The sequence below is a fragment of the Bacillus sp. Medicinal_06 genome, assembly GCF_056711665.1.
On the sequence record NZ_JBWYHD010000005.1, the window covers coordinates 39,203 to 65,221 of the forward strand.

Sequence of the window (26,019 nt, forward strand, 5' to 3'; positions counted from 1 at the left end):
TTCCTGTTCATTTCCGTTTATCTATTTCCTACTATTTTTCACTAACTCTTTTCCATTAGGCTGCTGAATCCAAGTCATCATTTCTCGTAACTCTGCCCCTACTTTTTCAAGTTGATGCTTTTGCTCTGCCTTTTTCATCGCATTATACGTAGGGCGTCCTGCTTGATTTTCCAAAATCCATTTCTTTGCGAACTCGCCTTGCTGAATCTCCGCAAGAACCCGTTTCATTTCTTTCTTCGTTTCATCTGTAACAATTCTAGATCCTGTTACATAGTCCCCAAACTCTGCTGTATCTGAAATAGAATGGCGCATATTTGTTAAACCGCCTTCGTACATTAAATCAACGATTAACTTAAGCTCGTGTAAACATTCAAAATACGCAATCTCTGGGCGATATCCACCTTCCGTTAATGTTTCAAAACCGGCTTTCACAAGTGCAGTTACTCCGCCGCAAAGTACAGCTTGTTCGCCAAATAGATCTGTTTCTGTTTCTTCTTGGAAAGATGTTTCGATTACACCAGCACGTGTACAGCCAACTCCTTTCGCATATGCAAGAGCAACATCAAAAGCATTTCCAGTCGCATTTTGATAAACAGCCACTAGAGCTGGAACCCCGTTTCCTTCTTGGAATACGCGGCGAACAAGATGTCCTGGACTTTTTGGTGCAACCATCGCTACATCTACGTAACTTGGCGGCTCGATTTGTCCAAAATGAATATTAAATCCATGTGAGAAAAGTAACATTTGTCCTTCACGAAGATTTTTTTCTACTTCATTTCGATATACATGTGCTTGCTGTTCATCTGGCAATAATACTTGCACAACATCTGCGGTTCGCACGGCTTCTGAAACTGACATTACTTCAAAACCATCCATTTTCGCTACCTCGAAAGATTTCCCTGGACGAACACCTACTACAACATGAACGCCAGAATCGCGTAAATTTTGCGCTTGCGCATGACCTTGTGATCCATAACCAACTACTGCCACTGTTTTTCCTGCTAATACCTCTAAATTTGCATCTTGTTCATAGTATGTTTTCATCTTTTCATACACTCCTTATAATGTATTTACTTGCAAGACATCAATTAACTTTTTTAACTGATTTACGAGCAGTGTCGCTTCATTTTCTGTACAAACTGCTGTAAGTTTCATTTCCGAAACCTCTCTTTTTTCTCCTTCATTTAAATTTAAAGAAGAAATATTATAACCACGCCGAGCAAAAATTCCACTTACTCTTAGTAAAACTCCAGGGTCGTTATTAACAACGAGTGAAAAAGTATGACTCATTCTTCCCACCTCTTCATAATCATTTCATGATTCCCTTTATTAGGAGGGACCATTGGAAATACGTTTTCGCCCTCTTCTACACAAAAATCAACAACAACTGGACCTTGATGACAAAGTGCTTCTAACATGACTTGTTTTGCTTCAACCGAATTTGTAGCACGCAAACCTTTTACTCCATATGCTTCTGCTACTTTTACAAAATCAGGTGATCCAATCTGTGATTCTGATAAACGATTTTCATAGAACATCTCTTGCCATTGTCTTACCATACCTAAAAACTTGTTATTAATAATAAAAACTTTCACTGGAATATTATTTTCAGCAATTGTTTGCAATTCTTGAATGTTCATTTGAAATGAAGCATCTCCCGCAATACAGATAACTGGCTTATCCTCAAAGGCAAGCTGAGCACCGATTGCCGCTGGGAATCCAAACCCCATTGTTCCTAATCCACCAGATGTAAGGAATGTTCGCGGTTTTTGCGCCTTATAAAAGTGCGCTGCCCACATTTGATGCTGGCCGACTTCTGTGGTCACAATTGCTTCACCATTTGTTAGTTCACTTAGTAAAGCAATTACATGTTGTGGTTTTAATTTTCCTCCCTGTTGTTCGTATGACAGTGGATATTCTTCTTGCCATACTCTTACTCTCTCTATCCATGCATCAGTTTGGCACTCTACTCTCATATTTCTTAACATGTGTAACGACCGCTTCACATCCCCTACAACCGGATATTCTACCGTTACATTTTTATGAAGCTCAGCTGGATCAATATCAATATGTACCTTTTTCGAATGAGGTGAAAATAGTTCTAACTTTCCTGTGACTCGGTCATCGAAACGGACTCCAAATGCAAGAAGCAAATCACATTCCGTTACTGCCATATTTGCAGCATATGTCCCATGCATACCGAGCATCCCTAAAAATAGCGGATCTCCAGGTGGATAAGCACCCAGTCCCATTAAAGTTGAAACGACTGGAATACGGTTTTCTCTTGCAAATGTTAGAAGCTCTTCGGATGCATCTGCATGAATGACACCGCCTCCGATATACAGGAGCGGGCGATTTGCTTTTGAAATTGCCTCTGCCACGCTCTTCAGCTGCATTTTGTCTGGGTCAATCCGTGGCTTATAACCCGGAACTTGAACTTCTCCTTCAAAAAAGTTCGTTACAATAGAATTTTGAATATCCTTTGGAATATCAATTAATACCGGGCCTGGCCGTCCACTTTTAGCGATATAATATGCCTCTTGCAATATACGTGATAACTGATTTACATCTCGTACTTGATAATTATGTTTTGTAACCGGTATTGTAATTCCCACAACATCCGCTTCTTGAAATCCATCTTTTCCAATGAGAGATGTCGTTACTTGACCTGTAATTATCACTAAAGGAATCGAATCCATATACGCATCTGCTAAACCAGTAACTAAGTTTGTAGCTCCTGGGCCGGAGGTAGCAAATACTACCCCGATTTCTCCAGAAGCTCTCGCATATCCTTCCGCAGCGTGAATGGCCGCTTGTTCATGACGCGTTAATACATGTTTTAAGCCACTGCCATACAGTGCGTCATAAACTGGTAAAATAGCTCCGCCAGGATAACCAAACACGGTTGTTACACCTAATTTCTTTAAACATTGAATCACATGTCCGGCACCTGTTACTTTTTTTATTTCTACGCCATATGCTTCATCACACACTGCTTGTTGCTTTTCCATTTCACTAACTCCTTCCCCTATTCATTAAGCTAAACTTTCTGCTAGTCCCGGAACGCGCACTCCTCGCTCTCTCGTTAACTTTTTAAATTCTTCCGTTAACTGTTTCGTTACTTCTCCTGGTTTTCCACTTCCGATTTCTCTTGAATCCACTTTTACAACTGGAATTAATTCAGCCGCTGTTCCTGTTAAAAATACTTCATCTGCTACATATACATCGTGACGAGTAAATGGTCTTTCTTCACAAGGAATACCTAGCCTTTCACAAAGTTCAATGACACTATTCCTTGTAATCCCTTCAAGAGCCCCTAAATATGCAGGTGGCGTTACTACTTTTCCATCTTTCACAACGAACACGTTATCTCCCGATCCTTCGCAAACATACCCTTGCTGATTTAACATAAGCGCTTCTAGCACACCTGCTTGTGCTGCTTCAATCTTTACTAATACGTTATTTAAATAATTCATCGACTTAATACGTGGATCAAGTGCATCTGGCATATTTCGGCGAGACGCAACAGATACAACACTAAGACCGTTATCATAAAACTCTTGCGGGAACAACTTTAACTGTTCAGCAATGATGATGACACTTGGTTTCGTACAGCTTCTTGGGTCCAGCCCTAAATCCCCTTTTCCTCTTGAAACAATTAATCTAATATATGCATCTGCATATTCATTTTTTTGTAGTGTCTGTAAAACTGCTTGTTCCATTTCTTCGATTGACATTGGGATCGTTAGTAAAATAGATTTCGCAGATTCATATAAACGCTTTAAATGTTCTTTTAAACAAAATACATTTCCGCCGTAACTACGAATCCCCTCAAATACGCCATCTCCATACAAAAATCCATGATCATAAACAGATACAACAGCCTTTTCTTTTTCTACTAATTCTCCATTCATATAGATATACTGGTTTCCCATCCTACATCGCTCCTCTTTTTTATCTATTTATGTGCAATCCATCTTTGTATCGATTGCTGAGAAGAGAACATTTTATCTAAATCTTCTGTAAATTAATTATAAAAATATCCTCGTCTCAACAATCGATTTTCTACAAACGTGTAGCAATCCATTGCTGAGACGAGGGAATCGTGGTACCACTCAGCTTCCTTATACTTCTCGCGAAATACAAGCTCTGCAAGTCCTATTAGACTTTTGTTCTTTTATCGTGAACAACCCCGCTGCTCTCTACTCAGTTTTTTCGAGGGCAGTGCTCTGAGGTGATCTTCAACAGATACAATTGTTACCACCCTCACAGCCACGGGGTAGCTCTCTGAAACAATGTATATCGTTTACTCTCCTCTTCTTTGCATTCTTCTATTCTCTTTTCTAAAGTAAAAACTCTCGCCTCAGCAATCAATTACTACATCATAGTAGTTTTTGATTGCTGAGGCGAGAGTTTCGCGTTACCACTCAGCTTCCTTATACTTCTCACGAAATATAAGCTCTATAGGTCCTGTCAGACCCTCGTCCATTTACCGGAGACGATACCGCCGCTCTCTACTCAGTTTCCCTTTCGCAAGCGATGCTCCGAGGTGATCTTCAATGATTCGATTGTTACCACCCTCACAGCCATGGGGTAGCTCTCTGAAACTATCATAATCATCTACTTTCCTCTTCTTTGCACATACTATATATAAAAGTTAGAAAATTCTTAATTAACTTTTAAGTTGTTACACGTATTATAGGACTTTGTTCTTTTCATTGTCAACATGTTTTTTTGAATTTTTTTAAATTTATAATTTAAATATTTTTATCAAAATAAAAAAGGAATGAATCTCAATCCAACACTCATATATTACTTAAGGCTTGTCTGTTAGAAAAGCCAGCTTCATACATATGTAAATTTATTAAGGAGATGATGTGAATATGTTAAAAGGAAAAGTTGCATTGGTTACTGGGGCAAGTCGTGGAATTGGACGTGCTATTGCGAAACGCTTAGCAAACGATGGTGCGTTAGTCGCTGTTCATTATGGAAATCGTAAAAGTGATGCCGAAGAAACAGTGCAGGAAATTCAATCAAATGGCGGTTCTGCTTTTTCTATTGGAGCAAATCTTGAATCATTGCATGGTGTAGAATCTCTTTACAAATCTTTAGATTCCGAATTACAAAAGCGCACTGGTGAGACTCAATTTGATATATTAGTAAATAACGCTGGAATTGGACCTGGAGCTTTTATCGAGGAAACAACTGAAGATTTTTTTGATCAAATCGTTTCTATAAATACAAAAGCACCCTTCTTCATCATCCAACAAGCCTTGCCGCGTTTACGTGATAATAGCCGTATTGTCAATATTTCATCGGCTGCAACACGAATTTCTTTACCTGATTTCGTTGCCTATAGCATGACAAAAGGAGCAATCAACACAATGACTTTCACACTTGCAAAGCAGCTTGGAGCAAGAGGTATAACAGTGAATGCGATACTCCCAGGCTTTATTAAAACAGATATGAATGCTGAACTCCTAAGTGATCCGATGATGAAACGCTATGCAACTGAAATCTCTGCTTTCGGCCGTTTAGGAGAAGTAGAAGATATTGCAGATACTACTGCATTTCTCGCTTCTCCTGACAGTCGCTGGGTTACTGGACAATTAATTGATGTGAGCGGTGGTTCTTGCTTATAAAAAACATATAGTTTCAAATCTTTTTTATTGCGCAATAAAACAATTTATATAATACTAGATAAAACATATCTATTTAGGAGGATTACAGCAATGACAGAAAAAACATACGAACTCGCAACCTTTGCAGGCGGCTGCTTTTGGTGCATGGTAAAACCATTTGATGAACTACCTGGTATTCAAAAAGTTGTCTCAGGCTATGCTGGTGGCCATATCAAAAATCCAACATACGAACAAGTAAAATCTGGAACATCTGGACATTTAGAAGTTGTTCAAATTACATTCGATCCTTCTATTTTCCCTTATCAAAAATTACTAGATTTATATTGGCCACAAATTGATCCAACCGATGATGGAGGACAATTTTTTGACCGCGGTCCATCCTATCGTACAGCTATTTTTTATCACAATGAAACACAAAAAGAGCTAGCTGAAAAATCAAAACAAGCTCTAGTAGAAAGCTGTATGTTCAAAGATCCAATCGTGACGGAAATTCGTCCAGCGGCTCCTTTCTTTGAAGCTGAAGAATACCATCAACATTTTTATAAAAAGAATCCAGAGAAATATGCCCAGGAACGTAAAGAATCTGGCCGTGAAGACTTTATTAAAGAGAATTGGCAACAAAAATAATAAATGAGCACCTTTAAGACCAATGAAAAATTGTTTCATCGGTCTTTTTTTATTTCAGTATAATAATTATCTTTTTACTTATTCACTTCATTTTTCAACTGCAGCGCAATTAAACTAGCAAAATCATGTACAAGCGTGGCCGCTAAAAGCGACGTAATTTGCGATTGATCATATGGCGGTAATACTTCTACTAAGTCAAAACCAATATAATTAAAACCGCTTAATGAACGTACCATATTCAGTGTCTCTCGACTATTAAATCCCCCTACCTCGAGTGTACCTGTACCTGGCGCACACGATGGATCTACAAAATCAATATCAAATGTTAAGAAACAGGGTGTATCGCCAATCGTTTCTCTCATTTGCTGAAGAACGCTTTCAAAACCACGATTACATAGTTCCGCTGTTGTAATGACGTTATATCCTAAATCGCTACTAGCATCTATATCACCAGGATGATTCAATGTTCCGCGAATTCCAATTTGGAATACTTTATCTGGCTGTAATAACCCTTCCTCATGTGCACGAATAAATGGAGAACCGTGCCAATATTTTTCTTCATAATATGTATCCCATGTATCTGTGTGTGAGTCAAAATGAATCATCGCAACTGGACCATGAACTTTTGCTGCTGCACGTAAACTTGCTAATGTAACTGAATGATCTCCACCAAGCCCGATTGGAATGATTCCTTGCTTCATTAACCCAAAAACAGCTTCTTCAATTAAATCATAGCTGCGATGAATATTATGTGGGATGACAGAAACATCTCCAATATCAATCGCGTTTGTGTCATCAAATGGATATACATGGTGAATTGGATGATATGGAAACAACGTCATTGATGCTTGTCGAATGGCTTGCGGGGCAAAACGCGCACCAACGCGAAATGAAGCTGCCGTATCAAATGGCATTCCTAGTATAGCAACCTTAGCTTGATCATGACTTGAAGGCAATCTCATAAATGAACCTGTCGTACAAAATTCTGGTTTTACATCTGGCGTTAATGGATATTTCATTCCTCATTTCCCCTTTTAAACATGATTTTTACATCCAAAAGAAACTTTCCTTAATTACATTTTCTTTTATTACAATGCAAAAATTATGCCATGTAAAAAATGACCCTTTTCCTACTGTTCATCTTTTTTATCTATGCACAATTGAATAATTCATGCCTTATTGAATAGAATGTTACTCTTATATAACAAAAATGCCCCTATTCATAACAGGAGCATTCTTTACTTTCTATTCTAACTAACCAGTCGTGTAATTCTTTTCTTCTGCCATGAAAATTTATAATACCCATATTGTAAAACTAAACTTACAATAAACGCTGCTGGATATCCAATCCATATACCTTCTATACCAAGATCCGTATGGTATGATAAGAAATAAGCAACCGGTACTTCCACAAGCCAAATCGATACCACGCCGATAATGGTCGGCCATAGTACGGTTCCGCTCGCCCGCATCGTTGCACCAATAATTTGTGCATGACCGAAAATTAAATAACTCCAAAGCGTAATCATAACTAAACTATGAGCAATTTCAATTGTATCTGGACTTGTGAGGAAGAGTGATAAGACCTCTCTTGAGAACATGTAAATAAGAGCAATTAATACACCGCCAATAATATAGTTCATCACAATTCCTGCTCGAACAACTTTCTGCAGCCTATCAAATTGATTCGCACCAATGGATTGCGCGGCAAAAATGGATACTGTAATTCCAAGACTGACCGCTGGCATTTGTACATAACTTGCTACTTGGTTTACAACTCCATAGGCTGCGGTCGCATCAGAACCGAAGCGATTTACAAATGCAATTACGGCAATTTCAGATAACGAAACTAAAATCATATTGATACTTGCAGGAATACCGAGGCGTAATAATAACTTTAATAAATCCCAATCCATACGAAGATACTTCCGAACTGTCGCATCCAATTGCAATGGATGACTTTTCTTTTTTAAATAAATCAACATGACAACAAATGTTATAACTGTTGATATAACAGAGGCATAAGCTGCTCCATAAACATCAAGTTTCGGCATTCCTAACCAACCAAAAATAAGAATAGGCAATAATAGCATGTTCAATACTGTACTAACTATTAAAAAGTAAAATGGCGTTTTGGAATCTCCTGTACCTCGCATAAATGTTGTATATGCAAAATATAAGAATAAGACTGGCATTGAAATAAATAAAATACGTGCATAGTGAACACTCATACCAATAATGTTTTCTGGCGTCCCCATAAGACGCATAATATCCATGGCAAATACACTTCCTACTACTGCCAAAACAACTCCTATGATAAACGTAAATGTAAGTGTTGTACCAACAATAGCCTTTAAACGCTCCTCATTACGCGCTCCAAAAGCCTGACCAATTAAAATGGAACTACCAGATCCGATTCCAATTACAAACGAAACAAGTAAGAAAAACAATGGAAAGAATGCTGAAATAGCAGCTAAATCTTGTTCACCAAGCCATCGTCCTACCACTACCATCCCAAACAACTGTCCAACTGATTGTAATACATTACTTAAAAGTAAGGGAACTAAAAACATGGACATTGATTTCCATATCGACTTCCCTTCCTTTTGTTGATTTTGTGATTCTACACCTTCTTGGGTGTTATTTATAGGTGATTCCAAACCTCATTGCTCCTTTTGTTAAGAAGTTTCCTGAATATATCAAAGTTCTCTATATAAAAGATGAAAAAATAATATCATCTTTTTTGTTACCTCTTTCTCTGTAAATTATTTTCTCAACCTCTCAATAAAATCATGTAACTTATCTAGCGAAGTCATATTCTGGTTACACGCTGTACTATCTTGGCAAATATAGTTCCCTTTTTTGACAAAAGTACCTGGTATATCCCCTTTTATTTCAACTAGAAACATACCTACTTCTTCATGACCATGGCACAATGCACAAATGCCTTTTTTGTTTATACTTTGAAATGTGCCTTGCAAACCAACAAGCTTATTTTTATTTTTTGCTATAATAAACTTTCTGCCTGTTCCTTTATCAATCCAACCTAAATATGACATTTCTTTCATATTTATTTCGTCCATTTCAGGAAGTTTCAGCTTTTTAGCTTTAGGAAATAATTTTTTTAACGCTTGCGGTGTAACTTCCTGAAAAGGAATAACATATCGATTTAACTTGAGTAAAAACGCTTCTGCATCCTCCCTATTTTCAACCGTCAAAATCGTATCAATTAATTCTTTCTGTTCATCGGTAAGATTTTCAAAAACATGTAACACTTTTTCTATCGCGAGAGACTTCAGAGCAGCAATAACTCCTCTATCATTTGCCGTGGCATGTCCATGCGCTAAAATATGAGTTTGTAATTTTATAAAATTATATTGATCACTTCTAATAAATGCTTCCATTGCTATCACTCCATACAAATTGTTAATCTTTTTTTATTGTATACAATACACTTATTTTATAAAATGCCGAAAACCGTTCATAAACAAAGTATACATAAAAAGCACTGATTATTTCCAATCAAATAATCAGTGCTTTTTATTATGATTTTGAATACACGATTTTTTTTATCGTTTCCGTAGAAAGAAAGTATTCCTCCGCTAATTGATCAATAGAAGTTCCATTTTTAAAAGCATCTTTAATTTCTCTATTCCGCGTATCAATTTGCTTTCTTCCACCAGACCGTGTACCCCATTTATAATGCGCAGTTTCTTGTTTTGGAATGTAAATTGTTTCACCTTGGACATACTTTTGGATTTCTACAATTAAGCTTTCTGGTAAAACAGCCGCTGCTTTTACGTATCTCATTTCTGCTCGCCCCTTATTTTTTCTGATTCATTTCAATAAGGTGCAAAGCCAAATATAAAAAATGATACGAGCTCATTTTGGCGATTGTATATTACTTGTCTACCTCACGCAAAGTATCGCCATTTCCATACTTGGCTTTGCATGAGACGCTGCAGTGTCTGGCAATTGTGTTGTAATCGCCATATGAACACCTCCTAATATACCTTTTGATTCTTATTATATGACAACTTTTTCTTTCTTGCATCCTAATGATTTTTAAACAAGCAGCAATACATTTATTTTGATATAATACGTAAGAATTGAAATTAAAGACAATGTGAGGTCGCTTTATGAAAAAAAGAATCATTATATCAGCAATTGTACTCTTAGCTATTTTTCTGTCACTATACGGAACCTATAAATTAATGAACTCAAGAACCTATCAGTTATTTGGTGAATTAACAAATCGAGTAGACACAAATCAAAAAGTGATTGCTCTAACCTTTGATGATGGACCTACAAAAAATGTAGAAAAGATATTACCACTCTTACATAAATATAATGCGAAAGCTACTTTTTTTGTTATTGGAAATGAATTAGAGAAAAACTTAAAATTAGGACGGGCAATCGTAAAATCTGGACATCAACTTGGAAATCATACATATTCTCATAATCGAATGATTTTTAAGACACCTTCTTTTATTAAAGAAGAAGTTGCAAAAACAAATACATTGATTCGCGCAGCAGGATATACAGATCAAATTGATTTCCGGCCACCGAATGGAAAAAAACTAATCGGTTTGCCTTACTATTTAAACAAACAACATATCGAAACAATTACATGGGATCTTGAACCCGATACGTATTACTCTTCTCCTGCCGACCAAATAAACTATGTAAATAAACATGTAACACCAGGTTCTATCATTTTGTTACATTCGATGTACGACGATTCTGGTAATGCCCTACAAACTATTGAAGGTATTTTAGATTCTTTATCAAAACAAGGCTATCAATTTGTAACTGTAAATGAATTACAAACAAGATAATTCTACAGTGAAAATTCCCTAGCATCATGTTATGCTAGGGAATTTTGTATTTTAAATTACTCCAATTACATTTAAAAACACGATTATAATTGCAATTGGTGCTATATAGCGAAGCAAGAATAACCATAGTACAAATAATTTATATCCTTTATTTTTACTTACACCAAGTTCTCTCATTAATACATCTTTCTTCATCTTTAATGGAACAAAAATCGCAACTAACAATACTCCAAGCGGCATAAGTACGTTACTTACTGCAAAGTCTGCTAAATCAAAGACTGTTTTTCCGAAGAGCTTCACATCACTTAATACACCATACGATAATGCTGATGGAATTCCCACCACAAAGATTAATAACCCAACAATCAATGCCATTTTTTCGCGCTTCCCTTTACCTTTTGTTGTTAAAGAAGCAACGCTGATTTCTAACATAGAAATTGCTGATGTGATAGTGGCAAAGAAAAATAACAATAAGAAAATAATGAAAAATAGTTTTCCAAATGCCATTTTACTGAAAATAGCTGGTAGTACAATAAACAATAACCCTGGACCTTGAGATGGTTCCATCCCAAATGCGAATACAACTGGGAAAATCGCAAGCCCCGCAAGCAATGTAATCACAAGTGTTAAACCAACAATTGAAAATGCTGAACGTGGTAAGCTTTCTTCTTTCGGCAAGTATGAACTATACGTTACCATTACGGCTACACCGACTGATAATGAGAAGAATGATTGTCCCATCGCATATAAAACAATCTCAGACGTTACGTGCGAGAAATCCGGTTGTAAGAAGAAGCGAACACCTTCTCCTGCTCCATCTAGTGTAAGTGCACGAACAATCAACACAAAGAATAAAACGAATAGTGCTGGCATAAAGTATTTATTTACCTTTTCTACACCGTTTTGTACGCCTTTACTTACGATAAAAATAGTAATAAGAATAAATAATAGCTGTGATCCAACTGCTAAATATGGGTTGGAAATGATTTCACCAAATGTTGCTTCATATGCACCGTTTCCTTCCCATAGTCTCCCTGTAATTGCATTCCATAAATATAATAAAATCCATCCGCCGACAACACTGTAAAAAGAAAGCAATATGAAACATGTTACAATTCCTAATTTACCAAGCCACGGCCATAATGTTTTAGGAGCGATTTCTCTATATGCATCAACAGCCTCTTTTTGCGTGCTTCTTCCAATCACAAATTCTGCTAATAATAAAGGTAAACCAATCAGTAAAGTAAAACCGATGAAAATAAGAAAGAACGCACCGCCCCCTCCAATACCGGCCATATATGGGAACTTCCAAATTGCGCCAAGACCAATCGCTGAACCTGCTGCAGCTAAAACGAAACCTAATTTCGATGTCCATTGCTGTGAATTCATCTTTCTGTCTCCTCTCTTCTTCTATTTTTTCTTTTTATGACATTTCATCCTTATATCTATTGTTCTATCCTCTTCTCTTTCTAATGCAATCACTTCCTTTCAGAAATAAAAAATCGTCCCTACGAAAACGTAGGGACGATAAAAATATCGCGGTACCACCCTAGTTGTGAAGAATACTAAGAAACTACCAAAATAAAAAATGTCCCTACGTAAATACGTAGGGACGATAAAATATCGCGGTACCACCCTAGTTATGAAGATACAACACAAGTAAGACCTAAATAAAAAACGTCCCTACGTAAATACGTAGGGACGATATATATCGCGGTACCACCCTAGTTGTGAAAAAAATTCTTCACCACTTTATTTGATAACGGTATACACTACCGTCTTTCATTTCCTCACAATATGAGATTTATGAAAGATGCTCCAGGACGAACTTCATGAATAATCTATATACTGATTCACACCAACCACCAGCTCTCTGATATAGGGAGATTTTCACTACTTTACCCTTTCATTGCCCAAATATTATTTTCCGAATTGATTACTATCATTTTTATCATACATTAAAAATAGTGTCAACTAATTTTTTGAATTTTTATGTATTATACTCCTATTTTTCGCTATAAAAATTCAAAATCTGACTTTTCCATGAATACTATTACATCACTTATGGTTTATACTTTATTAAATACATCAGCAGGTTTATAGTAATATAGGATGGTTGTATGAGAGCACGAGTAGGAGGAAAGGTTTTGTCTACTTCAAAAGTTTTAAAAGGAACCGCTTTACTAAGTGGTGCCACAATGATTTCACGTATTTTAGGTTTTATATACTTCTTCCCTTTTCAACTATTAGTTGGCGAACAGGGGGTTGCTTTATATGCGTATGCATATTCTTGGTACGGCATCTTACTTAGCTTTTCAACAGCTGGCATTCCAATTGCCGTGTCAAAATTTGTTGCTAAATATAATGCATTAGGTGACTATAACACAAGTAAGAAACTGTATAATTCTAGTGTAAAAATCATGCTGCTTATGGGGTTCGCTGGATTTTTAATCTTATTTATCGGAGCGCCTTACGTATCACAGTTTATTATTCGCTCAAAAACACCAGATCCGGGATTTATCGCTGATGTAACACTGACAATGCGAGCACTAAGTTTCGCACTTATTCTTGTTCCAGCGATGAGTGTCACACGTGGATACTTCCAAGGGTTCCAACATATGAAGCCAAGTGCTGTTTCTCAAGTTGTAGAACAAATTGCACGCGTTGTTTTCATTTTAGTGGGTAGTTTTATCGTTTCAAAATTATTAGGTGGGTCTGTTGCTTCTTCCGTTGCAGTTGCTACATTTGGTGCGGTTATCGGAGCAATTGCCAGCGTTTCAATTTTAATCATGTATTGGAAAAAATATAATCATTTGAAACCACCTACAGGCGAACGAAAAACAAGAGCTTCAAACGTTTCATTAAAAAACATTTATATGGAGCTACTTCGTTACGCAATCCCCATTGTTTTCGTAGGAATCGCTATTCCACTTTATACTTTAGTGGATCAATATACAGTTGCTGACGCACTAAGAGCAATTGGGACACCGCTTGAAACAGCTAACGCGATTTTTGCTTATATAACGAACTATGCCCAAAAATTAATTATGATTCCGGCTTCACTCGCAACTGGATTTTCACTTACAATTATTCCAGCGATAACAAAATCATTTACAAGCGGGAAATTAGAAGAATTACAAGAACAAATCACAAAGATTTTCCAAGTGCTATTGTTCTTTACAATCCCTGCTGCTTTTGGACTTGCTAGCATCGCATACGATGCATTCCGCATGGTATATATGAGTTCTGATACAGCTTTAGGTGGGTCTCAATATTTAATTTCTTATGCACCATCAGCTGTATTAAGTGCGATTTTCACTGTTTCAGCAGCTATTTTACAAGGCATTGATTATCAACGAAAAACAATGATTGCCTTCTCCATTGGTATTCTTGTAAAAGTTATAGTGAATACACCACTTCTATACTTATTAGGTGGACATGGTGCCGTACTTGGAACAATTCTTGGATATCTTATTTCTGATATCATTATGCTATATTGCATTGTCAAATTTGCGAAGTTTGATATTGCCGAAACAGCTAAAACAGTATTTCTTATTACCATTTACTCGGCAGCAATGTCCGCTGTCGTAATGGGATTAAAAGCGATTATCGGATGGCTAATTCCTGGACAACCTTATATTGAATCATTACTCATCGTTATCATATGCGGCGCGGTTGGAGGAGTTGTTTATCTCGCTTTCGTATTAACAAGTGGTCTAGCATCCCATATCCTTGGTGATCGAATTAGTCGTTTACCCGTATTAAAAAAATTAGTAAAATAAAACAAAGAAGAGGTGTAACTTATATGAATGTTACACCTCTTCTTTCGTTATTAAATTATTCCTTATAGGGAGGAACCCATGACAAAAGTATGGATTCAAAAAGAAGAAATGAATGAGCATTTTTTAGACAAACTCAATCGTTCTTTAAAAATAGATGGGCATATAAGTGCTATTTATTTTATGAGTAAAGGTATTGAAGGAGATTATGTTGAACACAATAAAGCACTTTTGCAAAATTTCTTAATTACCCACAATACATACCCTCTATACCTTACATTTGCTTATTACGATGACTATGAAGCGATACAATCTACACTTGATACATTAGGTATCATCTATACGCTAACTTTCTTAGATGAAGTACAGACATATTGGACTTCTGGCCAACATATACACTATCCCCCACCTTGCTTTACAATACAAATTGATAATTCAAATGTATTGGCACTCGCTTTAGAAAAAACATTTTGGCTAGCGTCTCAAAATGAGTTTTATGCAATCTCTAATTCTAAAAATCTATCTTTTTCATTAGAAACGATCTATGAGTTTAGGAGGAAGAAAGAGCGTTCAGTTCCCTACTTCAAAATAGAAAAGGACACCACCTTTATTACAATTGCTCACGATGGTTTAGGTTATTATTTATTTTCTAATCTAGAAAAATATTCAACATTAGAAAGTTTATGTGCTAATTTACCTAAAGGAACAACGCTCGAGGACATAGACTAAAATTATACTCTTAAAATACAAAAAAGAGATTGTATATGGCATACAATCTCTTTTAATACGTTGCTTACTCAAACAATCCCATACTTAAATAACGTTCTCCCGTATCAGGCGCAATACATAACACTTTCTTACCAGCACCTAATCGTTTCGCTATCATAATTGCGGCATAGACGGAAGCCCCTGAAGAGGATCCTACTAGTATCCCTTCTTGTTTTGCTAGATTTCTCATTGTACTAAGCGCTTCTTCATCAGCGATTTGAATGATTTCATTATATATTTCCGTATTTAAGTTTTTTGGAATAAATCCCGGGCTTGTTCCAACTAATTTATGAGGACCCGGCACACCACCAGATAAAACAGGAGATCCTTTCGGTTCAACTACTGCAATATATAAATTTGGTAGTTTCTCTTTCAATGTTTCTCCCGTTCCTGTAATGGTTCCACCTGTTCCAGCAGTTGCTACAAATGCATCTAATTCCCCACCCATTTGTTCATAAATTTCAAGAGCTGTTGTATAGCGATGAATGTTCGGGTTTGCTGGGTTTTCAAATTGCTGCGGAATAAAGCTATTTGGTATTTCTTTTTGCAGTTCTACTGCTTTTGCAATTGCTCCTGGCATTCTTTGTTCTGCCGGCGTTAACACAACTTCTGCCCCATATGCCTTTAGCAAATTAATCCTTTCTTTTGACATATTATCCGGCATAATTAAAATGGCTTTGTATCCTTTCGCAGCTGCATTCATTGCTAAACCAATTCCCGTGTTCCCACTTGTTGGTTCAATAATCGTATCACCTGGCTTAATGAGACCTTGCTCTTCCGCCATATAAATTAAATTGTACGCAGCGCGGTCTTTCACACTCCGAGATGGGTTAAACATTTCTAATTTCACGTATACATCAGCTGCATCTTCTGGAACAAATCGTGATAATCGTACGACTGGTGTATCTCCAATTAATTCTGTAACATTGTGACATAGTTTCATAGCGTATCCCCTATTCTATCGTGATTTTCGATCACTTGGTAGTAACCATGATGTAAGTCCGATTAACGGTAAACAACTACATAATATCATAATAAATTGTAGACTATACACGTCTGCTAATTTTCCAAGAACAACGGCACCTAATGCTCCAAGCCCAAATGCAAGACCGACAATTAAGCCTGACACCATTCCAACTTTTCCAGGAACAAGCTCTTGTGCGTAAACAACGATAACACTAAAGCTACTAGAACTAATAAAACCGATACATAAAAATAACGGTACAACCCATGCTAAAGAAACATACGGTAATAAAAGTGCAAGTGGTGCAGAACCTAGCATGGAAAATACGATAATATTTTTCTTACCAAATCGATCTGCCAAAGGTCCACCAAAGAATGTGCCAAGCACCCCAGCAATCATAAATGCAAACACAAAGTACTGCGCATTTTTAATAGACAAGCCGTAATGCTCTATTAAATAGAATTGATAGAAATTCCCGATGCCAGCTCCATACCAAGAACGAACAAAGGTTAAGAAAACAAGAAGAACAATTACAAATTTAATATGTGTACTCACAATTGCATTTTCAGCCTCAAGTGCAGCTCTTTTCTTTCTTCGTACTGCACCATTTACTAACTCATTTTTGTACCAGTTTGAAACGAAAGTTAATAGTACAATACCTACCGCTGCAAAAGCTGTAAATCCCAGTGATCCAATTTGCCCAAACGGAACAAAAATTAGCGCTGTAAAAATTGGTGCAAGAGAATTCCCTGTATTCCCTCCTACTTGATAAATGGACTGCGCTAACCCACGTTTCGCACCCGCTGCCATATAAGCAACGCGTGCTCCTTCAGGATGAAAGACCGCTGATCCTAATCCAATAAATAGAACAGAAATAATAACGATAATAAAGTTTGGTGCGAACGCAAGTCCAATCATCCCAAGCATACTTGAAAACATACCTAGTGGTAGTAAAAATGGTGATGGTTTCTTATCTGAATACATCCCAAATACCGGTTGCATAATCGATGATGTCATATTGAGTGCAAATGCAATCCACCCTACCTGCATATAGGACAAATTCATCGATTTTTCCAAAATAGGAAATAGCGCTGGTACAACAGCCTGCATCGAGTCATTTAAAAAATGACCGAAACTAATTGCAAATAAAATGCGATAAATTGTAGGTGAGGCTACTGTATTTTCCTTTGACACCGCCTGCATAGTTCCCTCTCTCCTTCCCTAAAAACAGAAAGTATAACTTATTAACAGTACACTTACTGTAATATGTAATAAGTTCTGATTTTTGAAATATTTCCTATTCTATAATGGTTTTATCTCTTTTTCCAGTAACACAACTCCGTTTTAATATTCATATATATAATTGTTATACCAAAATAATATACATTAGGTTTAATCGTGGATACTTCTGTCTTTTTTACACTGAAATACAGATAAAATGTAGAAACAAACTAAAAAAATTATGGAAAACATTTCTTTTTCATACCTTTAGCAACTGATAAATGGTGACCTCCCCACATCAATATTGCTTATCATATGAAAAAGTACATCACTCAATTAGTCGTGATGTACTCTTTATTTTTGAATACCGTTCAAACTTATTCAGCTATGTCCAATTCTCTTTTTTCTTTTAAAAGTTTTTGAAATTCTATTTCTAATTCTTCAGACGGTTCAATACTTAAGCGACTTAGCACTTCCGATATTTTTGTGTCAAGTAAAAGAAGCTTATCTTCTTTCGTATCTCGCGTCTTTTCCACTTGACCTAGTTTATATTGCTGATACGTTCCATCAAATAACTTAATTTCTTGATCATGAATCGCTAAAATTCGTGTAGCGATATTTTCAATGAACCGGCGATCATGTGAAACAAAGATTACACTCCCTTCGTACTCTTTTAAAAGAGATTCTAACGCTTCAACAGCTGCCATATCAAGAAAGTTTGTCGGTTCATCTAAAACTAACGTATTAATATCACTTAAAAATAGCTTTGTTAATGCTACTTTCACTCGTTCACCGCCACTCAAAACTCCTACAAGTTTATAAACATCATCTCTGAAGAAATGCATTCTCGCAAGAACCGTTCGAATCAATGTTTCATCCTGCTTTGAAGAGGACTGTACATTTTCGATAATTGATTTTTCCGTATCTAATATGTTTAAATTTTGACTAAAATAGCCGATTTTCACAGCTGGAGAAAGCCTAATACCGTACTCTTGATTCATAATTTTTTTGACAAGTGTCGTTTTCCCACTCCCATTTGAACCGATAATTGCTAACTTATCCCCACCTCGAATATGAAAACTCGTTTTGCTCCAAAGTACACGCTCACCAACTTTTCCAGTTACATCATTTACACGAACAATAATTCGATTTTTAAATGTTTCTGCATTCGGCAAGTTCATCTTAAGCGGCAGAATTTCTTTTACTTTTTCTACCTTTTCAAGCTTTTCTAATCTCGTTTCAATGGCCGATGCTGTTTTTTGTAACTTCTTTTGCTTTTTTGCGAAGTATGGCTTTGCTCCTGTAATTTTCGCTTCTGACTTACTCACCTTTTTTGGAGTCTTTGTTGCTCTTTCCGCTTTTTTCTCCTTTAACTTCAATGCTTCTTCCAACTGCCTTTTCTTTTTCTCATACTTTTCATACGCTAATTGTTCTTGATTGAGCTCTATTTCCTTTTGTTTTACATAATCGCTATAGTTGCCTGTATACTCTTTTATCTTTCCTTCATCCAATTCCCATATCGTTGTACAAAGAGCATCTAAAAATGCACGGTCATGTGAAATAATGATAAATGCTCCTTGCCGCTTTTTCAGCTTCTTCTCCAACCATTCAATATGTTCTGTATCGAGGTTTGTTGTCGGTTCATCTGCAAGTAACAGCTCTGGATCTTTAATGAGAGCCTTTTGAATATATTCTTGCGTCACTTCCCCACCACTTTTTGTTGTATCTGTTCGTTTCAGCTGGGGTAAAAGTTCACAACGAGTATGTTGAGTCACTTTCCCTTCTTCTGGAGAAATCTTTTCAGCTAGAATTTGAAGTAACGTCGTTTTCCCGCTTCCATTTCTACCGACTAACCCAATTCGAGCATTTTGCTGAATTTGCAGTTGATCCACATCTAATAATAAACGATCCTGTACATAGTACTTTATATGATTTGCTTCTAATAAAAACATAGTAACATCTCCTTTTTATCAAGTTTAGGAGACAAAAAATGCCCCCTATATCCATTCAGAATAGGAGGCATAAATCATTATATAGGTGTACACCAAAAGAGACTACCCCTTTTAGATCCAACTATACAAAGCCAATCCTATTCTGAAAAACGCAAATTGAAGGCATCACAAATAACAGCGTAATCGTCTGCTAAAAAAACCTTCAATTGTTTGCTTTCGTAAATAGGATTAGTACTTCATGTAATTGGGTCACCCTTCCGTTCTTTTAATTTCATTAACGCTACTTTTAGTATAGCTAGAAATTTCAAATAAAATCAATGTTTTTTTCATTTTAAATAACAAAACGTTTGTATTTTTCAAAATCACTCGTCTTACATTCAAGTGAAATCTTCGTACCTTCATTTTCATAACTTGTAGATGTAACATGTGCATAATCATTAAAATAAGAAACAACTTGCCCTTGATCATAAGGAATTAACATCTCACACTTTGTATATTCTTTGTAAATGTGCGAACGAATCATTTCTACAAGTTCTTCAATCCCAATTTGTTGTTTTGCAGACAGATATACTCGGTCCTCCTGTATTTTGGGGATTTCAACATCCATCATCTCTGATTTATTATACGCATATATTGTCGGGATATTTTCAACACCAATTTGTTTTAGTGTTTGATTTGTAATCTCAATTAATTGTTCATAATTTGGATTTGCATAATCGACCACATGAATCAATAAATCCGCCTCCGCCACTTCTTCTAACGTAGAACGGAAGGCCTTAACAAGGTGATGCGGTAATTTACTTACAAAACCAACTGTATCCGTTAATAAAAACGATTTATTATCTGGAAGTTCAATATTTCGCACTGACGTTTCTAACGTCGCAAATAACATATCCTTTTCAAATACTTGTTTCTCAGTAGAACCATTGAAGATCTCCAGCATCGTATTCATAATGGTTGATTTACCTGCATTTGTATATCCTACTAATGAAACAACAGGGATTTCATTTTTCTTACGCTGTTTACGCTGCGTTTGACGCTGCGCGACAAGCGCTTCTAACTCTTTATTTAATACTGCAATTTGCTCTTCAATTTTACGACGGTCTAACTCTAATTTCTTTTCACCGACACCTTTATTTTTTGTACCAACTCCGCCGCTCTGTCTTCCTAAAGATTCACGAAGGCCAATTAAACGTGGCATCATATACTGAAGGTGCGCGACTTCAACTTGCAGCTGTGCTTCTTTCGTCTTAGCACGCTGCGCGAAAATATCTAAAATTAAAATGGTACGATCAATAACTTTACAATCTAAATCAGCTTCTAAATTTCGAATTTGCGAAGGTGATAATTCATCATTAAAAATAACCATATTCGCATCTGCTTCCTTCACAAAAGCAGACACTTCTTCAATTTTCCCTTTTCCAATATAATGTGATGGATTCACACGGTTTAAATTTTGCGTAACTTGCCCTACAACCTCCACATCACAAGCTTCTGCAAGGTTTGTTAACTCCTCCATTGAATATTCAAAATCACTTTCATTATTTAAATTCACTCCGACTAATATTGCTTTTTGTACTAGTTCTTCCATATATTAATTCCTCCATTTCGATTACGTAAAATAAAAAACACAGGTCACTGCCTGTGTTTTTCGTAAACGGATGAGAGTACGACAAATAAACAAAAGAAAGCATAGCTTTCAAATTGCTACATGGTCAATACGTCACAAATGATATACGTATCCCTAAAAAACATACACATATATCACATCATTCTATTATAAAGGCAAAACAAAAAGAGGGCGTATTCGTCCCTCCCTCTTTTCACATATTAGTTCAATAAAGGGTTCCTTTAAAATAGGCAGACCAATCCCGTTCACTCTGCACACAGACAGAGCCTTTGAGCGCTATTCAATTATCGGCACAAAGTATTGAGACGTAATCTGATTAAAATCAAAGGAGACCCCTCCGTTCATTAAAAGTTACATAAATCTTAGCATAATTATATATTTTCCACAAGAATAAACTTCAATTATGGGCATAAACAAAATCATCAATTTTCTAGTGGATTCTCCATTTTTTGCGTACACTTCTTATGGTGAATAGGGCCTAAATTAATTTTGTACTTGTTCGCCTTCCTCTTGCATGTTCTCTTTCATTTCATGATAGTATGATGGAAATTCGATTCCATGCTCTACAAAATAATCTTCAATTAATGCAATAATTACTTTCAATGTTTTCACACGCGCATATAATTTATCGTTACTCGCAATAATATTCCAATGCTTTTATTTTCTTTTTCTGCCAATAATACAAAAAACCTAAATTATGCAAAGTTCTTGCTGCTTCTGATTCATCCTGTATTAATTCAGCATCATCTAGCATCTCTAATAAGATAGTTTCACTTACCTTATATTCTCCATCCCTTATAAGATGAATGGCAAATCGTTTTAGCATGTAGTATACGATAAATATTATTCGTTTCTTGAAACACTTTTAACGCTTTATACCCGAAATAAATAGCAAAAGTCTCGATCTTATATACGATCGAGACCTTTTTCGTCAACCTATATGACAAAAGCTTAATTCCAAATACTATAGAATTAATCAAGAGGCGGCTGCAACACTTCAGCTAACCGTGTACTTTGCCCTTTTTCTTCCTTTGTAATCTTATAAATACGAGAGTACATTTTAATACCTGTATATTTCTCTCCCTTTACCTCATATTTCATGAACCCTCCTATTAATTTGAAATTTGTAATGATTTACTATTAATTTTTTAATCCGTCTATTTAACCCTTTCTTCATTCAATGATTCCTATCTTTTCGGAACTATAGTAAACTAGTTTTAGGTTAATGAGTTTTTAAAGTAACACACGGATTCACTCATGTAGGTAGTTGGTTCATACGAAAATTTTTTAACTCATTAAAAACCGTATGTAAAATATTATAAAAATAAATTCTAATAAGGTGTGTAATATTTCCATTATTCAGTTCTGCTCAAATTCTATTTTTAAGTTTAGCAATTGTTGCAATGTTTGCCTCACAAGGTAAATACCTATTACAAAACATGAACGTAGTTCTATTACTAATCAGGAAGAAGAAACAAGTAGCAGAAACTACACCTCAGTAATACAAATAAAACAAGCACCTGAGTAGGTGCTTGTTTTATTGTTTTATTCAACTTAATACTACTTCTGTAATCCATTAATAATGGTATCTGTATTCCACTTCATCATTTTCAAGTAAGTGTCTCCATCTTCACCTGATTTACCAAGTGAATCTGTAAAGATTGTACCGGCAATCGGTACATTCGTTTCTTTTGAAACAGTTTCCATACTACGTCGATCTACACTTGTTTCCACAAATAAAGCTGGAACTTTATTCGTTTGAATTAAACTTACAACGTCTCGAATTTGATCTGGAGTACCTTGATTCTCTGAGTTAATTTCCCAAATGTATCCCGTCTTAATTCCATATGCTTTTCCAAAGTATTTAAAAGCACCTTCACTAGAGATTAGGAAACGTTTTTCTTCAGGGATTTGATGGATTCTGTTCACCGTTTCATCATGTAATTTCTGCAGTTCTGCTATATACTTTTCCGCATTTTCAGTATACAATTCCTTATTTTTAGGATCTTCTTTAATTAATGCTTTCTTCACATTTTCAGCATATAGAATACCATTTCTTATATTCATCCATGCATGTGGATCTGGTTCTTTTTCTAATCCCTTTGTTTCTAAATAAATCGGCTCTACACCTTCACTTACCTTATAAACAGGTGCATCTTTCCCTGATTTATTTGTAGTTTTTAATAGCTTTTTAAACCACGCTCCACCTTCTTCTAAATTTAAACCATTGTAAAATACCGTATCTGCATCTGTCATTTTCATAACATCTTTTGGCAGTGGATCATATTCATGTGGATTAGCGCCAATTGGAACAAGACTATGAATTTCAACCTTATCTCCACCAATTTGCTTTACCATATCATATATAATGGAATATGTTGTTACAACTTTTAATTTTCCACTTTTCTCTTCTTTTCCAGTTGTATTACTAGAACAAGCTGTTAGTGCAAAAACAAAAATACAAAGTATCGAAAATAACACATTTTTTAATTTCATCTTTATCCTCCAATCAATTATGACAACTCTGCTCTATTTTTTCTAATTTTTATAGCTCTCCAAAACATACCTTGTGACGGTGAGAAAAAGAATGCCAATCCGAACAAGAATGTTGCAACAAGAACAATTGTTGCACCTGAAGCAAGATTATAAGAGAAACTAAAGTATAGCCCTACTACAGATGAAAGTGCACCAATACCCGCTGCTAAATAGATCATGACCCACAAACGGTTTGTTAATAGATACGCTGTAGCCGCTGGTGTGATAAGCATAGCGACAACTAGAATAATCCCTACAGTTTGAAGTGAAGCAACTGTAACCATCGTAAGAAGAATCATTAAGCCATAATGAATCAATTTGTTCGGCAATCCATAACTTTGTGCCATTGTCGGGTCAAATGTAGACACCAATAATTCTTTGTAAAATAGAAACACAAGACCAATAATAACAACTCCGATACTAAGTGTCATCCACATATCAGAAGAACGAACCGATAAGACATTCCCAAATAAAATATGGTACAAATCAGAACTACTCTTCATAAAGGTAATTAAGATAATCCCTACAGCAAATACAGAGGTAAACATAATCCCAATCGCCATATCATGTTTAATACGACTGTTTTGACTTACAAATCCAATTCCTACTGCAGTAATAACCCCTGTTAAAACCGCACCTATAAAATAATTCATTCCAATCATATAAGAAAGCGCTACTCCTGGAAGAACGGCATGTGAAATGGCATCACCCATTAATGCCATGCCTCGTAAAATAATAAAACATCCAATTACACCACATATAATTCCTACCATAACGGAAGTTAATAACGCCTTCTGCAGAAAACCGTACTGCATTAATGCATCTATAAATTCTACAATCTTCATGATGAATGTACCTCCGCTGAATTATTAAAGAATATTCCCTGATTCACATACGCTTTTGACATAACAGTTGGTTCCAATACTTGTTGTACTTCTCCATAATGAATTAAGCTTTTATTCAATAATAGTAATTTATCAAAAAAGGACTCTGCTTTACTTAGATCGTGATGTACAACAACAATCGTTTTTCCTTCTTTGCGTAACTCTCTAAGAATTTTAATAATTGTCTCTTCACTTGTTACATCAATTCCAACAAATGGTTCATCTAAGAAGAAAATCTCCGCCTTTTGCGCTAAAGCTCTTGCTAAAAAGACACGTTGTTGCTGTCCGCCTGAAAGCTCACCAATTTGGCGATTTTTAAACTCTTCCATTCCGACTTTTTTTAGACATTCAAATGCCCAATCCCGATGTTCTTTCTTTGGTCTTTTTATCATACCTAAAGATGGATACGTTCCGATTAGCACGACATCTAAAACTGTAATAGGGAAATCCCAATCTATATCACTTCTTTGTGGTACATACGCAATCCGCTTTCTAGCGCTTCGAATATCCTCTCCAAGAATCCGAACATATCCCTTATCATTTGGAATTAAATCTAATACAGCTTTCATCAAAGTAGATTTCCCTGCCCCGTTTGGACCAATAATTCCAACGAGTTTTCCTTTTTCAATATCAAAGGAAACGTTTTGGACCACTTGATTCCCTTGATATGATACAAACAAATCCTTTACAACTACAGCCTCAGTCATTTTTTATGCATTCCCCTTTCTTTTTTTCGTTAGGATAAGTATTTTGCACAAAGGCAACTTTAAGGCAAAAAAATATAAGATAAATTATATTATACATATAATGTACATTTGAACTTATGTTTCCTTAAGGAAACTTTTTTATATGAATCAAATTATATAAGCTGGATGCAAATTTGTAAACTATTTTTATTAGTTTATGAATACCCTTTTAAAATTCATCTAAAATATATTACTTTCACCTCAATACACACAACTTTTATTATAAGCTCCACTATTCCAGATAACTCCCTCTAAAAAAGTAATTTAAAGTCACTGTACGACATAGTTAATCCCCCTATTTAATAGTTATTCGTTTTATAACGGATTATACTTTTCCTAAAAATCTAATGATTGTTTTTCGTACAAAATAATATAAAACATACAACAATCAGCACATAGGGCAGGAGCATTCATATGGCAAAAAACGTTGAAT

22 protein-coding genes, 2 pseudogenes and 2 other annotated features are annotated in these 26,019 nt (G+C 35.7%); of the genes and pseudogenes, 6 read left to right on the forward strand and 18 right to left on the reverse strand.

Annotated features, from left to right (window positions below):
* Positions 1-21: 21 nt before the first annotated feature.
* From AC1M36_RS13105 to ilvE, 4 genes are read right to left on the reverse strand one after another with little or no spacing between them, the layout of a single operon-like run.
* Positions 22-1,044 (reverse strand): ketol-acid reductoisomerase, encoded by a 1,023-nt coding sequence (locus AC1M36_RS13105; RefSeq protein ID WP_336451964.1) that lies wholly within the window; start codon positions 1,042-1,044, stop codon positions 22-24.
* Between the two features lie 15 nt (positions 1,045-1,059).
* Positions 1,060-1,290, reverse strand: a complete 231-nt coding sequence (locus tag AC1M36_RS13110; RefSeq protein ID WP_336451963.1) for an ACT domain-containing protein — start codon at positions 1,288-1,290, stop codon at positions 1,060-1,062.
* A complete protein-coding gene (gene ilvB, locus AC1M36_RS13115) occupies positions 1,287-3,011 on the reverse strand; it encodes an acetolactate synthase large subunit (protein WP_336451962.1) in 1,725 nt (574 codons plus the stop codon). The genes AC1M36_RS13110 and ilvB overlap by 4 nt, the downstream gene beginning before the upstream one ends.
* A 24-nt stretch (positions 3,012-3,035) precedes the next feature.
* The gene (gene ilvE / locus AC1M36_RS13120) at positions 3,036-3,935 is read right to left on the reverse strand and encodes a branched-chain-amino-acid transaminase (protein WP_336451961.1); all 900 of its coding nucleotides are present in this window, start codon (positions 3,933-3,935) and stop codon (positions 3,036-3,038) included.
* A 464-nt stretch (positions 3,936-4,399) separates the two neighbouring features.
* Positions 4,400-4,645, reverse strand: a binding site (T-box leader).
* Between the two features lie 238 nt (positions 4,646-4,883).
* Between ilvE and AC1M36_RS13125 the strand changes: the two genes are divergently transcribed.
* Complete coding sequence (locus AC1M36_RS13125; protein ID WP_336451960.1) at positions 4,884-5,642, forward strand: SDR family oxidoreductase; 759 nt, start codon at positions 4,884-4,886, stop codon at positions 5,640-5,642.
* A 90-nt stretch (positions 5,643-5,732) separates the two neighbouring features.
* On the forward strand, positions 5,733-6,269 hold the full coding sequence (gene msrA, locus AC1M36_RS13130; protein ID WP_336451959.1) for a peptide-methionine (S)-S-oxide reductase MsrA: 537 nt from the start codon (positions 5,733-5,735) through the stop codon (positions 6,267-6,269).
* A gap of 74 nt (positions 6,270-6,343) precedes the next feature.
* Here the strand turns inward: msrA and speB are convergent, their stop codons facing one another.
* The 4 genes from speB to AC1M36_RS13150 form a co-directional block, all read right to left on the reverse strand.
* Positions 6,344-7,288: an agmatinase gene (gene speB / locus AC1M36_RS13135; RefSeq protein WP_336451958.1), complete on the reverse strand. Its 945-nt coding sequence runs from the start codon at positions 7,286-7,288 to the stop codon at positions 6,344-6,346.
* Positions 7,289-7,519: 231 nt separating this feature from the next.
* The gene (locus AC1M36_RS13140) at positions 7,520-8,848 is read right to left on the reverse strand and encodes an MATE family efflux transporter (RefSeq protein WP_420792343.1); all 1,329 of its coding nucleotides are present in this window, start codon (positions 8,846-8,848) and stop codon (positions 7,520-7,522) included.
* A 186-nt stretch (positions 8,849-9,034) separates the two neighbouring features.
* Positions 9,035-9,673, reverse strand: coding sequence for a FusB/FusC family EF-G-binding protein (locus AC1M36_RS13145; protein ID WP_336451956.1), 639 nt, complete (start codon positions 9,671-9,673; stop codon positions 9,035-9,037).
* Between the two features lie 139 nt (positions 9,674-9,812).
* On the reverse strand, positions 9,813-10,079 hold the full coding sequence (locus AC1M36_RS13150) for a CD3324 family protein (RefSeq protein ID WP_336451955.1): 267 nt from the start codon (positions 10,077-10,079) through the stop codon (positions 9,813-9,815).
* Positions 10,080-10,408: 329 nt separating this feature from the next.
* Here AC1M36_RS13150 and AC1M36_RS13155 point away from each other — a divergent pair, with 329 nt between their 5' ends.
* On the forward strand, positions 10,409-11,107 hold the full coding sequence (locus tag AC1M36_RS13155) for a polysaccharide deacetylase family protein (RefSeq protein ID WP_336451954.1): 699 nt from the start codon (positions 10,409-10,411) through the stop codon (positions 11,105-11,107).
* Between the two features lie 51 nt (positions 11,108-11,158).
* On the opposite strand, the gene AC1M36_RS13160 is transcribed toward AC1M36_RS13155, so the two are convergent.
* Positions 11,159-12,496: a sodium-dependent transporter gene (locus tag AC1M36_RS13160; RefSeq protein WP_336451953.1), complete on the reverse strand. Its 1,338-nt coding sequence runs from the start codon at positions 12,494-12,496 to the stop codon at positions 11,159-11,161.
* A gap of 305 nt (positions 12,497-12,801) precedes the next feature.
* Positions 12,802-13,026: a binding site (T-box leader), on the reverse strand.
* A gap of 228 nt (positions 13,027-13,254) precedes the next feature.
* Between AC1M36_RS13160 and AC1M36_RS13165 the strand changes: the two genes are divergently transcribed.
* A complete protein-coding gene (locus AC1M36_RS13165) occupies positions 13,255-14,889 on the forward strand; it encodes a putative polysaccharide biosynthesis protein (protein WP_336451952.1) in 1,635 nt (544 codons plus the stop codon).
* Positions 14,890-14,967: 78 nt separating this feature from the next.
* Positions 14,968-15,615 carry a hypothetical protein gene (locus AC1M36_RS13170; RefSeq protein WP_336451951.1) on the forward strand — a complete coding sequence of 216 codons (648 nt, stop codon included), beginning with the start codon at positions 14,968-14,970 and terminating at the stop codon, positions 15,613-15,615.
* A 64-nt stretch (positions 15,616-15,679) separates the two neighbouring features.
* Here AC1M36_RS13170 and cysK read toward each other — a convergent pair whose 3' ends face one another.
* From cysK to AC1M36_RS13200, 6 genes and pseudogenes are all read right to left on the reverse strand, one after another.
* Positions 15,680-16,597: a cysteine synthase A gene (gene cysK, locus AC1M36_RS13175; protein WP_336451950.1), complete on the reverse strand. Its 918-nt coding sequence runs from the start codon at positions 16,595-16,597 to the stop codon at positions 15,680-15,682.
* A 15-nt stretch (positions 16,598-16,612) separates the two neighbouring features.
* A complete protein-coding gene (locus AC1M36_RS13180) occupies positions 16,613-17,821 on the reverse strand; it encodes an MFS transporter (RefSeq protein WP_336451949.1) in 1,209 nt (402 codons plus the stop codon).
* Positions 17,822-18,216: 395 nt separating this feature from the next.
* Positions 18,217-19,791 (reverse strand): Vga family ABC-F type ribosomal protection protein, encoded by a 1,575-nt coding sequence (locus AC1M36_RS13185; RefSeq protein WP_336451948.1) that lies wholly within the window; start codon positions 19,789-19,791, stop codon positions 18,217-18,219.
* Positions 19,792-20,122: 331 nt separating this feature from the next.
* Complete coding sequence (hflX, locus tag AC1M36_RS13190; RefSeq protein WP_336451947.1) at positions 20,123-21,382, reverse strand: GTPase HflX; 1,260 nt, start codon at positions 21,380-21,382, stop codon at positions 20,123-20,125.
* 522 nt (positions 21,383-21,904) lie between these two features.
* Positions 21,905-22,072: pseudogene (locus tag AC1M36_RS13195) on the reverse strand (UDP-galactose-lipid carrier transferase); the annotation flags it as partial.
* Positions 22,073-22,393: 321 nt separating this feature from the next.
* The gene (locus AC1M36_RS13200) at positions 22,394-22,522 is read right to left on the reverse strand and encodes a hypothetical protein (RefSeq protein ID WP_336451946.1); all 129 of its coding nucleotides are present in this window, start codon (positions 22,520-22,522) and stop codon (positions 22,394-22,396) included.
* 245 nt (positions 22,523-22,767) lie between these two features.
* Here AC1M36_RS13200 and AC1M36_RS13205 point away from each other — a divergent pair.
* A pseudogene (locus tag AC1M36_RS13205) lies at positions 22,768-22,884 on the forward strand (arsenic resistance protein); the annotation flags it as partial.
* Between the two features lie 97 nt (positions 22,885-22,981).
* Here the strand turns inward: AC1M36_RS13205 and AC1M36_RS13210 are convergent.
* From AC1M36_RS13210 to AC1M36_RS13220, 3 genes are read right to left on the reverse strand one after another with little or no spacing between them, the layout of a single operon-like run.
* On the reverse strand, positions 22,982-23,917 hold the full coding sequence (locus AC1M36_RS13210; protein ID WP_336451945.1) for a metal ABC transporter substrate-binding protein: 936 nt from the start codon (positions 23,915-23,917) through the stop codon (positions 22,982-22,984).
* Between the two features lie 17 nt (positions 23,918-23,934).
* On the reverse strand, positions 23,935-24,801 hold the full coding sequence (locus AC1M36_RS13215; protein ID WP_336451944.1) for a metal ABC transporter permease: 867 nt from the start codon (positions 24,799-24,801) through the stop codon (positions 23,935-23,937).
* Entirely contained in the window at positions 24,798-25,547 is a 750-nt protein-coding gene (locus AC1M36_RS13220) for a metal ABC transporter ATP-binding protein (RefSeq protein WP_336451943.1), read from the reverse strand. The genes AC1M36_RS13215 and AC1M36_RS13220 overlap by 4 nt, the downstream gene beginning before the upstream one ends.
* Positions 25,548-26,019: the final 472 nt, after the last annotated feature.

Excerpts from the sequence above, each read along its gene's own strand:
- AC1M36_RS13200 (WP_336451946.1), bottom strand. The coding sequence starts at position 22,522 with ATGAAATATGAGGTAAAGGGAGAGAAATATACAGGTATTAAAATGTAC.
- AC1M36_RS13160 (WP_336451953.1), bottom strand. The coding sequence starts at position 12,496 with ATGAATTCACAGCAATGGACATCGAAATTAGGTTTCGTTTTAGCTGCA.
- AC1M36_RS13155 (WP_336451954.1), top strand. The coding sequence starts at position 10,409 with ATGAAAAAAAGAATCATTATATCAGCAATTGTACTCTTAGCTATTTTT.
- AC1M36_RS13150 (WP_336451955.1), bottom strand. The coding sequence starts at position 10,079 with ATGAGATACGTAAAAGCAGCGGCTGTTTTACCAGAAAGCTTAATTGTA.
- AC1M36_RS13210 (WP_336451945.1), bottom strand. The coding sequence starts at position 23,917 with ATGAAATTAAAAAATGTGTTATTTTCGATACTTTGTATTTTTGTTTTT.
- AC1M36_RS13125 (WP_336451960.1), top strand. The coding sequence starts at position 4,884 with ATGTTAAAAGGAAAAGTTGCATTGGTTACTGGGGCAAGTCGTGGAATT.
- AC1M36_RS13220 (WP_336451943.1), bottom strand. The coding sequence starts at position 25,547 with ATGACTGAGGCTGTAGTTGTAAAGGATTTGTTTGTATCATATCAAGGG.
- AC1M36_RS13140 (WP_420792343.1), bottom strand. The coding sequence starts at position 8,848 with ATGTCCATGTTTTTAGTTCCCTTACTTTTAAGTAATGTATTACAATCA.
- hflX (WP_336451947.1), bottom strand. The coding sequence starts at position 21,382 with ATGGAAGAACTAGTACAAAAAGCAATATTAGTCGGAGTGAATTTAAAT.
- msrA (WP_336451959.1), top strand. The coding sequence starts at position 5,733 with ATGACAGAAAAAACATACGAACTCGCAACCTTTGCAGGCGGCTGCTTT.
- AC1M36_RS13185 (WP_336451948.1), bottom strand. The coding sequence starts at position 19,791 with ATGTTTTTATTAGAAGCAAATCATATAAAGTACTATGTACAGGATCGT.
- speB (WP_336451958.1), bottom strand. The coding sequence starts at position 7,288 with ATGAAATATCCATTAACGCCAGATGTAAAACCAGAATTTTGTACGACA.
- AC1M36_RS13105 (WP_336451964.1), bottom strand. The coding sequence starts at position 1,044 with ATGAAAACATACTATGAACAAGATGCAAATTTAGAGGTATTAGCAGGA.
- ilvE (WP_336451961.1), bottom strand. The coding sequence starts at position 3,935 with ATGGGAAACCAGTATATCTATATGAATGGAGAATTAGTAGAAAAAGAA.
- AC1M36_RS13215 (WP_336451944.1), bottom strand. The coding sequence starts at position 24,801 with ATGAAGATTGTAGAATTTATAGATGCATTAATGCAGTACGGTTTTCTG.
- cysK (WP_336451950.1), bottom strand. The coding sequence starts at position 16,597 with ATGAAACTATGTCACAATGTTACAGAATTAATTGGAGATACACCAGTC.
- AC1M36_RS13145 (WP_336451956.1), bottom strand. The coding sequence starts at position 9,673 with ATGGAAGCATTTATTAGAAGTGATCAATATAATTTTATAAAATTACAA.
- AC1M36_RS13170 (WP_336451951.1), top strand. The coding sequence starts at position 14,968 with ATGACAAAAGTATGGATTCAAAAAGAAGAAATGAATGAGCATTTTTTA.
- ilvB (WP_336451962.1), bottom strand. The coding sequence starts at position 3,011 with ATGGAAAAGCAACAAGCAGTGTGTGATGAAGCATATGGCGTAGAAATA.
- AC1M36_RS13110 (WP_336451963.1), bottom strand. The coding sequence starts at position 1,290 with ATGAGTCATACTTTTTCACTCGTTGTTAATAACGACCCTGGAGTTTTA.
- AC1M36_RS13180 (WP_336451949.1), bottom strand. The coding sequence starts at position 17,821 with ATGCAGGCGGTGTCAAAGGAAAATACAGTAGCCTCACCTACAATTTAT.